We start from the raw sequence: 12,510 nt of genomic DNA on the forward strand, positions 1-12,510 counted from the left end.
CCCGTATGCCTACCAGACACTGCGCGCCGCTCTTTGAGCCGCCTCAAATGTGCGCCTTGTGTCGCACCCGGAGCGCTTCAAGAAAATATATCGTATTAAAACAATAACCTAATCCTTCTCCGCCGGCGCACGTCCGTAATACTGCACGCCCAGCTCGATCGGTTCCCGCCCGCAGGCCCGGCGGTGGGCATTGGTATCGCGCAGCGAATAGACGCAGCCGCAATATTCCTGCTGGTAGAATTCCTCGCGCTTGCTGATCTCGATCATGCGCGCCGAGCCGCCGCCCTTGCGCCAGTTGTAATCCCAATACTCGATGCCGTCGTACTTGGCGGCCGCGCGCTTTCCGCAATCGTTGATCTGCGCCATGTTCTTCCAGCGCGAGATGCCGAGCGAACTGGTGATGACCGGAAAACCGTGTTCGTGGGCATACAGCGCGGTGCGCTCGAACCGCATGTCGAAGCACATGGTGCAACGCGCACCACGCTCCGGCTCCCACTCCATACCCTTGGCGCGCGCAAACCAGTTATCCTTGTCATAATCGGCATCGATGAAACCGACGCCATGCTTCTCGGCGAAGCGTACGTTCTCATCCTTGCGCAACAGATATTCACGCTCGGGATGAATGTTCGGGTTGTAGAAAAAGATCGTGTAATCGACGCCGGAGGCGAGCATCGCCTCCATGATCTCGCCCGAGCACGGCGCGCAGCACGAATGCAGGAGAACCTTCTTCTGCCCACCCGGCGGATTGAGAATCGGTCGAACGAAATCGGTCATTGCGTGGCTCGCCTGTCGAAGGCTCTGTCTGTGAAGCCTCTATCTAATGAGAGCCTCCGTATCCGTAAAGCGCGCCCGATTCGGACGATCCGGATGGAACCAGGCACCCTCACCGAATGTCCTTGGCCACAGCCCCAGAATCGCAGCACTCTCATCGGCGCTGAAAGGCTTGAGGTTTTCACCCGGCCGCAGTCTGGCTCCGGGGATAGCGGGGACCATTTTAATCCTTTCTTGACTCTTTCAGCTAAAGATCACCACATATAGGTGTCACGGTTCCACTAGGTCTCAAAATCTAGTGGCTAAGAGGGAAGCCGGTGAACCGCGTTCCGATGCGGAAATCCGGCGCTGCCCCCGCAACTGTCAGCAGCGAGCTGCTTCGCCATTACGTCACTGGCCTTGGCCGGGAAGACAAAGAAGCCGCACCGACCTGCAAGCCAGGAGACCTGCCGCGACACCGAAACAAACGTCCACGGACGGGGTGTCCGAAGGCCGCCAGCAATCGGCATCTCGCCGAGCGCTCAAGCGCCTCGACTCCCCGCCTTCTGAAATCCGCATCACGGGGCCTGTCGATGTCGCTGAACCTGCAAACCGCCAAAACTGAAAAAGCACCGCTCATCCAGCTGAGTCTCGATTCACTGGCGCCCTCGCCGAGCGAACCGGCGATGCAGATCATCCGGCGCAACGGCACCGTCTCGCGCTTCGACCCGTCGAAGATTTCCATCGCGATGACCAAGGCGTTCCTCGCGGTCGAGGGGCACACGGCGGCCGCATCGCGACGCGTGCATGAGGCGGTCGAGCAACTCACCCGCGAGGTCGTCGCCACTCTCACCCGCCGTCTCGGCGAAGGCCGCACCTTCCACATCGAGGATGTGCAGGATCAGGTCGAACTCGCATTGATGCGCAGCGAGCACCACAAGGTGGCGCGCGCCTACGTGCTCTACCGCGAGGAACGCGCCCGCGAACGCGCGGCCGAGAAGACCGCCGCGCCCGCTTCGAGCGAACCTGCTCTGCATATGACGCTGGCGAACGGCACCCGCGTGCCACTCGACCTCAAGCGGTTCGAACTCATCATCCGCGAAGCCTGCGAAGGTCTGGACGCCGTCGATCCCGCGCCGGTGCTGACGGAAGCCCGCCGCAACCTTTATGACGGCATCAGCCAGGACGAACTCGCGCTCGCCTCGATCATGGCCGCGCGCACGCTGGTCGAACAGGAGCCGAACTACGCCTATGTCAGCGCGCGGCTGCTGCTCGACAAGCTGCGCAGCGAGGTTCTGAGCTTCGTGCACGGCACGCCCACCAGCGCCGCGCAATCCGACATGGCGACGCGCTATGCCGAATATTTCCCGGCCTACGTCAAGACCGGCATCGAATCCGAACTGCTCGATCCTGAATTGGGCCGCTTCGATCTCACCCGGCTTGCTCGCGCGCTGAAGCCGGAACGCGACATGCTGTTCCAGTTCCTCGGCTTGCAGACGCTCTATGACCGCTATTTCCTGCATGTTCACGGCGCGCGCATCGAACTGCCGCAAGCGTTCTTCATGCGCGTGGCGATGGGCCTCGCCGTGCGCGAGATCGACCGCGAGGCGCGCGCGATCGAATTCTACAATCTGCTGTCGTCATTCGACTTCATGGCCTCGACGCCGACACTGTTCAATTCCGGCACGCTGCGCCCGCAGCTCTCCTCGTGCTTCCTCACCACCGTCGCCGACGACCTCGATGGCATCTTCAAGGCGGTGAAGGACAACGCGCTCTTGGCGAAATATTCCGGCGGGCTCGGCAACGACTGGACCCCGGTGCGCGGCTTGGGGGCACACATCAAGGGCACCAACGGCGAAAGCCAGGGCGTGGTACCGTTCCTGAAAGTCGCCAACGATACCGCCATCGCCGTCAATCAGGGCGGCAAGCGCAAGGGCGCGGTGTGCGCCTATCTCGAGACCTGGCACATCGACATCGAGGAATTCCTCGACCTGCGCAAGAACACCGGCGACGACCGCCGCCGCACCCACGACATGAACACCGCCAACTGGGTGCCCGACCTGTTCATGCAGCGCGTCGAGGCCGACGGCGAATGGACGCTGTTCTCGCCCGACGAAACGCCGGACCTGCACGATCTCTACGGCCCGGCCTTTAAAGCCGCCTATGAAGCCTATGAAGCGAAAGCCGCGCGCGGCGAGATGCGCGTGTTTAAGCAGGTGCGCGCCACCGATCTGTGGCGGCGGATGCTGACCATGCTGTTCGAGACCGGACATCCGTGGATCACGTTCAAGGACCCCTGCAACCTGCGCTCGCCGCAGCAGCATGCCGGCGTGGTGCATTCCTCGAACCTGTGCACCGAGATCACGCTCAATACCTCGGCGGACGAAGTCGCGGTGTGCAATCTCGGCTCGATCAACCTGCTGAACCACGCAACGCCCAAGGGGCTCGATCAGGACAAGTTGAAGCGCACGATCACGACCGCTGTGCGGATGCTCGATAACGTCATCGACATCAATTTCTACACCATTCCGGAGGCGCGGCGTTCCAATCTGAAGCACCGCCCGGTCGGTCTCGGCCTGATGGGCTTTCAGGATGCGCTGCATGTGCAACGAATTCCGATTGTCTCGGAAGCCGCCGTCGCCTTTGCCGACGAGAGCATGGAGATCATCAGCTATCATGCGATCTCGGCTTCGGTCGATCTCGCCTGCGAGCGTGGCCGCTATCCCTCTTTCGACGGCTCGCTGTGGTCGCAAGGCATTCTGCCGATCGACTCCATCGCCATTCTCTCAAAGGCGCGCGACGGCGCACCGCTCAACGACTCCACGACGCTGGACTGGGGAAGTCTGCGCGAGCGTGTCCGCAAGGACGGCATGCGCAACTCCAATGTAATGGCGATCGCGCCGACCGCCACGATCTCCAACATCTGCGGCGTCACACAGTCGATCGAGCCCGCCTACCAGAACCTTTACGTCAAATCGAATATGTCTGGCGACTTCACCGTCGTGAACGAATTCCTGGTCCGCGACCTGAAGTCGCGCGGACTGTGGGATGAGGTGATGGTGTCCGACCTGAAATATTTCGATGGCAGCGTCGGCCAGATCGATCGCGTGCCGGACGATCTCAAGGCACTTTACGCGACCGTGTTCGAGATCGACACCACCTGGCTCGTCCAGGCCGCCGCGCGGCGGCAAAAATGGATCGACCAGGCGCAGTCGCTCAACCTCTACATTGCCAATCCGTCGGGCAAGAAGCTCGATCAACTCTATCGCCTTGCGTGGCAGCTTGGTCTCAAGACCACCTACTACCTGCGTTCGCGTAGCGCCACGCATGTCGAGAAATCGACGCTGAAGGGCACAGACGGCAAGCTCAACGCAGTCTCCGCATCGGGAATGCTGGCCCATGCGCCCATTGTCGTTCCGAACGGCACCGCGCCCGATCTCGATGGCGTCAAGGCCTGCTCGATCGACAATCCCGACTGCGAAGCCTGCCAATAAGAACAAGAAAGGAAACCACCATGCTCGACTGGTCCGATTCAAACACATCCAAGCCATCACCCGCCGTCGTGTTCAACACCGAACAACCAACGGAGCAGACCGGCCTCGGCGAGATCGACCGCGCCGGCGGCCGCGTCTCGGTTGACGAGAAGCGGATGATCAATTGCCGCGCCGACGTCAATCAATTGCTGCCGCTCAAATACAAGTGGGCTTGGGAGAAGTATCTCTCAGGCTGCAACAATCACTGGATGCCGACCGAAGTCTCGATGCAGGCGGACATCGCGTTGTGGAAGTCGCGTGACGGACTGACCGACGACGAGCGCCGCGCCATCAAGCGCAATCTCGGATTCTTCGCGGCCTCCGAGAGCCTTGTCGCCAACAACATCGTGCTGGCGATCTACCGCCATCTCACCAATCCCGAATGCCGGCAATATCTGTTGCGTCAGGCGTTCGAGGAAGCCGTGCACACCCACACCTTCCAGTACATCGTGGAAAGCCTCGGCCTCGATGAGGGTGAGCTGTTCAACATGTACCGCGAGGTGCCATCGATCACCGACAAGGCGGCGTGGGCGCTCAAGCATACCCAGAACCTCGACAACCCCGATTTCAAAACGGGTACGGTGGAAGCCGATCAATCGTTCCTGCGCGATCTCGTCGCCTTCTATGTCGTGTTCGAGGGCATGTGGTTCTACACGGGCTTCGCGCAGATCCTCTCGCTCGGCCGCCGCAACAAGATGGTCGGCATCGCCGAGCAGTATCAGTACATCCTGCGCGACGAGTCGATTCATCTGAATTTCGGCATCGACGTGATCAACCAGATCAAGCTGGAAAACCCGCACCTCTGGACCAAGGCGTTTCAGGAAGAAGTGCGCGGCATGATCCGCGAGGCCGCCGAACTCGAGGCCGCCTATGGACGCGATACGATGCCGCGCGGCTTCCTCGGGCTGAACGCGGCGCTGTGCGAACAGTACATGCACTTCATCGCCAACCGCCGTTGCGCGCAGATCGGCCTCACGCCCGTGTTCCCGGAAACGGAGAACCCGTTCCCGTGGATGTCGGAAGCGATGGACCTGAAGAAGGAGAAGAACTTCTTCGAGACCCGCGTGATCGAATATCAGAACGGCGGTGCGCTAAGCTGGGAGTGAAGTCCCGCGCCGATGTGAGTTTTGATCCCGGAAAAGAAAAAGCTGCCGTCATGGCAGCTTTTTTTATGATGCTGGCTGGGGCGGGAGGACTGATCGAACCGTTCTCCGGTGTGAGAGCTTGCGAAAAATTTAAAGCTCATGGCTTTGCGGCATTATCGTGCAGATTCGCGCAGGCCATCTCCGGTCCCTGCCGGAAGATAAAATATGACCCCAACCAAGAGGGCCGCCGCCAAAACTAATCCCGCGGGGTCACTGGCAAAATTTGCCGCAAAATTTCCATCTGTACCTCTTCACCGTATATGAATAGATACACTGAAGCTTTAGGAAGTTCCCGATGACCGATGGCCTGGATGCACCGTCCATAACCTCCCACAGCACTCAGAGGCTGATAGCTACGCCCCGAAGTTCCCGCAGCTTCAAGATCGGCCTGTCAGGCTGTGGCGGTGGGCTGGAATCTATTTCCTCTTCCCAAATTCTCGACCTTGCCCAGAAGGTCGAGGCACTGGGGTTCACCGGGATATGGCTAAACGAGGAGCATTTCCAGGGGAGCATCGTCGAAGTCGAGGGACGACGATGTCATTCCCCACTGATTCTGGCCTCAGCTATCCTCGCGCGGACAAAACGTCTTCGGGTCGGTTTTTCGGTACTTCTGGCAGCGCTGCATAATCCCGTTCGCCTCGCCGAGGAAATCGCTACACTCGATGTCCTGTCGGATGGCCGAGTTGATCTTGGCATCTCCCGCGGCAACAACCCTCGTTATCTCAACGCCTACGGTGTCAGTCCCGAAGGCACTTCCGATTATTTCAAGGAAATGCTGACATTCCTGCCTCGCGCCTGGGCGGCCGGTAATCTTCCATTCGGCAACGAAAGCTACTCCATCGAACCCAAGCCGGTCCAGAAACCGCACCCGCCGATTTATATCGGCACCAACACCAACGAGACCGCTGCCTGGTCAACGCAAGCTGGCCACAGGATCATCTGTCACGGCATCATCAGCATGCCGAACCAGCGCCGTCTGATGCAGGCTTACGTCGATGCGGGTGGCGATCCCGCTCACGTACCCTTTGGCCGCTTTGTCTATGTCAGTGAAACCGATGCCTCGGCACGCAAGGAATTGTGGCCGACTATCGAGAAGCTGACGACGCGGCTGAAGGGCTTCGGTCTATTCAAGCGCGAAGGCGTGATCGACGAAGCGCGCCTCGAACCCGAAAATTTCTACCGCGACATGGTCATCGTGGGCTCGCCGGAAACCTGCGCGGAGAAATTCATGGCGCTGCACAACGAACTTGGCGTGACCTATCTTAACGCGCTGTCGGCCTTCTTCGGCTTTCTTCCACTGCCCCTGCTCGAGCGCTCGCTCGATCTGATGGGGAATGTACTGCGGCCGCGCCTCGAAAAAGCACTGGCAACAGCCTAAATCTGAAGAAGCTGAACCGGCGCACCGCAAGGAACGCCGGTTCTTTTAATCAGAACTTCATCGTCAGAGAGCCCACTACCGTGCGCGGGGCGCCGGCATAATAGTTGGCGCCGGCGCTGAGGTCCGTATCGTTCGGCGTGATCTGCGAAATATAGCGGCGATTGAAGACATTGAGCACCGAGATGCTCGCCTTGAACGAATCGATGCCGACGTGCCGGCCAATATCGTAGGACGCGGTGAAGTCCGCCACCGTATATCCCGGCACTCGCTCGGTATCCGCCGCATTGCCAAAGCGTGGACCAATATAGCGGACAACAGGCGTAACCGAGAGGCCAGCCCATTGATACATGGCGCCGCCCTTGACCATGACCTGCGGGGTGTTGGGAAGTTGTTTTCCCTTGGTCGCAAGCATCGCACCATTACTCAAGGTAGGCGTGTCCTGATCGAATGTCTCGGAGGCCCAGGTGCCGGTGCCGAACACCGCGAGACGCTCGGTCAAGGCGTAGGAAACCTCGAGCTCAGCGCCATATTCGGTGCTGGAACCGGTGCCTTGATAGTAAGCGATGTTGGACCCGATCGATGGATCGATAATCTTGACCTGTCTGTTCTGGTGCTTGGCATAAAATACGGTCGGCACGATGGTCAGGCCGTTGTTGTTGTAACGTAGCGAAGCGTCAACCTGATCGGCGATTTCAGGCCGCACCCTGTCCACCAGCATCTGTAGCGTGTAACCCTTGCTGGTAAATGCCGATTGGTTGTTGATGAAGTTGTTCGCCTGCGGGCCCCAGTCCGGGCGACCAAACCGGCGGCCATAAGACAGGTTGGCGCTGAGCGCCGCGTTGATGTCGTGTCGGACTGCGATATTCGGCAGCCACTCGTTATAATCACGAGCCTGAACCGTTGCGTTTGGATTAAGTGCCGGATTGGTCGCCAGCGCCTGATCATAAGTGCCGTCGGGAATGCCTGCCGTGTTGTAATATTGCATCCGCGGCGCTCCGAGATTCATATAGCGCACGCCGGCAGTCAGGAAGGTCGCGCCGAATTTCTGGGAGATCTGAACATACGGGCTGTTGACCATGAAATCGTCGATGCGCGCAAGGCTCGACCATTTCGAGAATGTAAGACCACCACTGCTATTGACGGTAAAAAGACGCTGATCGGTGGGTGGCGGCGGCGGCTGCATCGCCTGCCACCAGTAACCGGCGACCACATCGGTACCGGTCGCGAACTTACCCTGATATTCGGCAACGTTGCCGACGTTCTGGTTCTGCTGACGCCATATCTGGACCGATGTACCAGATGCCGAATAGTTGACGCCATTATTGTTCCAGAAATATGGCTTGATCACCAGATGCTGGCCCGGCGCAAAATTGTAATCGACCTTGCCGAAGACTGCGACATCCTCAGCCATGACGCGGTTGTATTTATAGTAGTTTACGTCGGTCGCCGCATTGCCGGTCAGAGCAGTGTTATAGTCTATCATGTAATTGCGGCGGATATCCTGCGCCTGGGCATAGGTTAGCGCGCGATAGGTGTTGCCGTCATACTTGTTGTAAACGGCATTGAGATCGACGGTGATCTGTTCGCCAACCGCTTGATTGACACCCAGGGTGACATTCTGACGCTGGATGCCGCCTGCGCCCTTCCACTTGTCGGTATCGATGTTCGATCCGGAGATGAACGCTTTCGTTCCTGTCTCCTGCAACAGACCGGTATCGACGCGCACGAAAGTCTTGTAGAAGCTATCCGATCCAAATGCTTGGCGCCCTAGCACGCCGGCCTTGTCCTGCGGACCAAGTATCAGTTGGTTGACCACGCCCGATGCGTTGGACAGACCAAGCCCCTGATCGGATGGTACTGCGCCGCGATAGACATCAATCCTTCTGATATTTTCCAGATCGTAGAGATCAGTACCACCGACGATACCCATGATCGGCAATCCCTCGATGTTCTTCGAGAGATGGAAGTCGCCCTTGCCGCGAATGCTGATATTGCGCGTCGGGCTAAGGCCATACGGATCTGGGCTTTCGACCAGCACCGAAGGCATCATGGTTAGAGCCTGATAGAAGCTGGTTTGTCCCGGGCCGCCGAGGATGGCAATGCCCTGCCCTGTTACGCTGCCGACACCGGCGGGTTGCGGTGAGGTAGAGAGAATCTGATTTTGCGGCGCCAAGACGCCAACAATGGGCTGCGGCTGTTGTGGCGGAGCCGGCGGCTGATTTTGCCGCGCAACCTGACGTTTGCGACGCGCGGTACGCCGCGCGTTTTGCGTTGCACGTTGCTGCGCATTTTTCGGTTGCCCCTCGGCGGTGATGGTCACCTGCGGAAGTTTTTGCGCATCCTGCGCCTGTGCCAATGTCAGCGTGTAACATGACACGCCGCCAAGCAAGGCAGCCGCGAACAGAGTTCCCTTCACGATATTAGCCCCCAATTATCCCCGCGACGACGCGCGTGAGCGCACCGCCTCGTTCGCAATGTTTGTGAAAATCGCTGTACCCCCCGGTACAGTCATCTGCCGCCAGTACGATCCATGTGGCCCCATCCCACAGAGATCGCCTTCGATCATTCCCTGCGCCTCAGCGCATGACCCCGATCGATAAAGCGGAACGGCTTGAGCCCGTGACGCGGATACTGCAAGCCGTTATGTGTCGTAATGACATAACGCTCATAATAGAAAGGATTTCGTGACGTCAAGCATCGCGTGCAATATCACGCCGTTAATTCGTGAAAAAAGCTCACCGTTCGTGATTGAGAGGACCGATTTGATCCAGCGCAAACGATTCCGCCTGTCCGTATCCGTTACACGTTTAACGTGTGCCGCGGCAGCCATGATGTGGACGACATATTCGTTCGCTGAACGCATCATCACCGATATGTCTGGACGCGATGTGACCATCGCCGATCATGTATCGCGCGTTGCCACCATCGGTCCTGTTCCGGTGATCAACAGTTTCGTCTTTGCACTTGGCGAGGCTAAGTCGCTGGTCAACGGCCTGCCGCCGAACCTGTCCGGTCCACGCTGGCGCATGCAATATCTTGTCGATCCGGATTTGGCGCAACGCCCCGTACTTCAGGGTGGCGGCGGCGCGCCCTTGCTGGAGGAACTGGTCGAGACAAAGCCCGATGTTGTTTTCACCATGGATCGTCAGACCGCAGAGCGCGTCGCACTCGCTCATGTGCCGGGGATATTCCTGGCATGGCGACAGCCGGAGGATGTGAAGGCCGTAATGCGACTGCTTGGCCAGATTTATGGAAAGCCTGACGCCGCCGAGGCCTATTGCAACTACTTCGATACAACGCTTGATAAAATCGCAACCCGGCTGGCGCAACAACCGGCACAGAGGCCACGCGTACTTTACGTCAGCCTCAAGAACATGACCCAACCGCATCTGATCGCCGAATGGTGGATCACCAAGGCGGGTGGCCGCAGTGTAACCGAGGGCGAACGCCCTTCCGAAGCGCTGACTTTTTCCCGCGAGCAAGTTCTTGCCTGGGATCCTCAGGTGATGATTGTGAGTAGTGCGGCTGAAGTCGTCGAGGCCTATGCCGATCCACGTCTCGCCACCGTCTCCGCGATCCGCAACCATCGCGTCGCAGCAATACCCACCGGCGTACATCTATGGGGCAACCGCACGGTAGAACAGCCGCTGACGGTGCTGTGGGCGGCACAGCTTATTCATCCTGACCTGTTCAGGGATTGGGACATCCGCGACGAAGTCGCCGCGTTCTACACCACCTTTTTCAAGACCTCTCTCACAAAACCACAGATTGAGGAGATGTTAGGCAACCGACCTTGAAAAAGAACATGGACATACTCTCCGGCGCGCTCATCGTCTGCGACAACCTTACTCAGCCGTACGCTGGTGGTAGCCGCCCCATCGCCGGTACGATCGCCATCTGGCCTTCCGCATTAGTCAGGGTAGATACTGCAACACCGTAAAGCGTACGGATCAACTGTGGGGTGATGATCTCTTTTGGCGTACCGTCCGCCATGATAACGCCATCCCGCAGCACCGCAATTCGGCTTGCTGCTTGCACAGCGTGTTCAGGATTATGCGTGCTGAAAAAAATCGTGTGGCCTCTTTCCGCCAGATCGATAAGGTGCTGCAACAGGCGAACCTGATAGCCATAGTCGAGTCCGGTCATCGGCTCATCCATAACGAGAATACTTGCACCCTGCGCAAGCGCACGCGCGATCAGCGTCAGTTGCCGTTCGCCGCCGGAGATCTCGGTATAGGGGCGTTCGGCAAGCGACATAATCGCAAGACGGTCGAGAACCTCATTCACCACATGACGGTCGGACACCTTGGGCGCACGGAAGATTCCGGTTTCGGCGAGACGCCCGAGCATCACCACGTCGCGTACGCTGTAGGGAAACGGAGCGACATGGGCCTGCGGAACATAGGCGATACGCTGCGCCAGTGCCCGGCGTGAAAATTCACCGAGCGGCCTGTTATCGAGTCTTACCTCGCCTTGCGCTGGCGCCAGAAAGCCAAGCAGGATACGAAACAGCGTGCTCTTGCCCGCGCCGTTGGCACCAAGTAACGCAACGATCTCGCCCGAGCGCAAGCTGATGGTAATGTCGTCGAGAATGATGCGGGTTCCGCGCAGGAAATGCACGGCGTGCGCCTCAAGGCATTCAGCGAATTGCACGGTGGTCATCATGTCCAGCTTTGCCGCGCCCGGCGCAACACGATAATGAAGACCGGAATGCCGAGCAATTCAGTGAGGATACCGATCGGAACTTCCGAACGCGTGATGCTGCGCGACAGACAATCGGCGGCGATCAGGAAGATCGCTCCGGCAAATGCGCTGGCGGGCAACAGCCGGGCATTACCGGGACCGAGTGCAAGCCGCATCACATGCGGGACCACGAGTCCGATCCATCCAATCATCCCGGCAAGCGACACCGATAATGCGGATACCAGCGTCGCGGCGCCGATCACGCCATAGCGTACCTGCTGCGCGGGAACGCCAAGCGCCCGCGCCTCGTCGTCGCCCATCGACAACGCATCAAGCGCCCGGCCGAACAGCACCAGCACGACGAGGCCGCCGAGAATCGGAATCATCGCCCACCGAATCTGCGTCATGTCGATGCCGCCAAGGCTACCCATCAGCCAGTACACAATCGCCGGCAACTGCTCGTAGGGATCGGCCGTATATTTGACGATTGACAGCGCCGAGGTGAACAACGCGGCGGAAATCATTCCGCCCAACACCAGCATGATCATGGAGGCCTGACCAAACAGATTGGCGATCAGCAGGCCAACACCAACTGCCGCAAGTCCCATGCCGAAAGCGGAAAGCTGGATCAGCGCCCAATTGCCGAACAGGAGAATCCCGAGCGCTGCGCCGAAGCCCGCGCCACCGAGAACACCGAGAATGCCCGGAGAGACGAGCGGATTGCGAAACACCGCTTGAAACGCAGCGCCCGAAGACGCCAGCGCCGATCCCACCAATGCTGCGCCGAGAATGCGCGGCAAACGAATTTCCACAATAACGTTGTATAGCAACTGATAGCGTTCCGGCGCCATCGGCTTGAAACCGACCATGGCCTGAAAGAACGCGACGATATCGCCAACCGTCAACGGATAGCGGCCAACGGTGAGAGCCAACAGGATTGCCGCAACCAGCAAGACAGCTAAAGGGATCAGACGCGCCATATCAAAATGCTTGCCCTTGCTGGAAGCGGCTTGCGAGCCTT

At 59.0% G+C, this 12,510-nt stretch carries 9 protein-coding genes and 1 riboswitch; of the genes, 5 read left to right on the plus strand and 4 right to left on the minus strand.

All coding sequences use genetic code 11. The annotated features are described in order from the left end of the window. Nucleotides 1–108: 108 nt before the first annotated feature. Entirely contained in the window at nt 109–774 is a 666-nt protein-coding gene (locus tag AFIC_RS11150) for an epoxyqueuosine reductase QueH (protein ID WP_275246307.1), read from the minus strand. A gap of 253 nt (nt 775–1,027) precedes the next feature. Continuing rightward, nucleotides 1,028–1,239: riboswitch (cobalamin riboswitch) on the plus strand. A gap of 104 nt (nt 1,240–1,343) precedes the next feature. Between AFIC_RS11150 and AFIC_RS11155 the strand changes: the two genes are divergently transcribed. The 4 genes from AFIC_RS11155 to AFIC_RS11170 all read left to right on the plus strand — a co-directional run bounded on the left by AFIC_RS11155 (nt 1,344) and on the right by AFIC_RS11170 (nt 6,806). Continuing rightward, nucleotides 1,344–4,244 carry a ribonucleoside-diphosphate reductase subunit alpha gene (locus AFIC_RS11155; protein ID WP_275246308.1) on the plus strand — a complete coding sequence of 967 codons (2,901 nt, stop codon included), beginning with the start codon at nt 1,344–1,346 and terminating at the stop codon, nt 4,242–4,244. Nucleotides 4,245–4,264: 20 nt separating this feature from the next. Then, the gene (locus AFIC_RS11160) at nt 4,265–5,389 is read left to right on the plus strand and encodes a ribonucleotide-diphosphate reductase subunit beta (RefSeq protein WP_275246309.1); all 1,125 of its coding nucleotides are present in this window, start codon (nt 4,265–4,267) and stop codon (nt 5,387–5,389) included. Next, complete coding sequence (locus AFIC_RS11165) at nt 5,386–5,628, plus strand: hypothetical protein (protein WP_275246310.1); 243 nt, start codon at nt 5,386–5,388, stop codon at nt 5,626–5,628. Before AFIC_RS11160 ends, AFIC_RS11165 begins: the two co-directional genes overlap by 4 nt. Nucleotides 5,629–5,723: 95 nt before the next feature. After that, nucleotides 5,724–6,806, plus strand: coding sequence for an LLM class flavin-dependent oxidoreductase (locus tag AFIC_RS11170; RefSeq protein WP_275246311.1), 1,083 nt, complete (start codon nt 5,724–5,726; stop codon nt 6,804–6,806). A 49-nt stretch (nt 6,807–6,855) separates the two neighbouring features. Here AFIC_RS11170 and AFIC_RS11175 read toward each other — a convergent pair whose 3' ends face one another. Then, nucleotides 6,856–9,222, minus strand: coding sequence for a TonB-dependent receptor (locus AFIC_RS11175; RefSeq protein ID WP_275246312.1), 2,367 nt, complete (start codon nt 9,220–9,222; stop codon nt 6,856–6,858). 268 nt (nt 9,223–9,490) lie between these two features. On the opposite strand from AFIC_RS11175, the gene AFIC_RS11180 reads away from it, so the two are divergent. Beyond that, nucleotides 9,491–10,603 (plus strand): ABC transporter substrate-binding protein, encoded by a 1,113-nt coding sequence (locus AFIC_RS11180; protein WP_275246313.1) that lies wholly within the window; start codon nt 9,491–9,493, stop codon nt 10,601–10,603. Nucleotides 10,604–10,655: 52 nt separating this feature from the next. Here the strand turns inward: AFIC_RS11180 and AFIC_RS11185 are convergent, their stop codons facing one another. Further along, a complete protein-coding gene (locus AFIC_RS11185; protein ID WP_275246314.1) occupies nt 10,656–11,471 on the minus strand; it encodes an ABC transporter ATP-binding protein in 816 nt (271 codons plus the stop codon). Then, on the minus strand, nt 11,468–12,469 hold the full coding sequence (locus AFIC_RS11190; protein ID WP_275246315.1) for a FecCD family ABC transporter permease: 1,002 nt from the start codon (nt 12,467–12,469) through the stop codon (nt 11,468–11,470). The genes AFIC_RS11185 and AFIC_RS11190 overlap by 4 nt, the downstream gene beginning before the upstream one ends. Between the last annotated feature and the right edge of the window lie 41 nt (nt 12,470–12,510).

The organism is [Pseudomonas] carboxydohydrogena (assembly GCF_029030725.1).
GTDB classification, from domain to species: domain Bacteria; phylum Pseudomonadota; class Alphaproteobacteria; order Rhizobiales; family Xanthobacteraceae; genus Afipia; species Afipia carboxydohydrogena.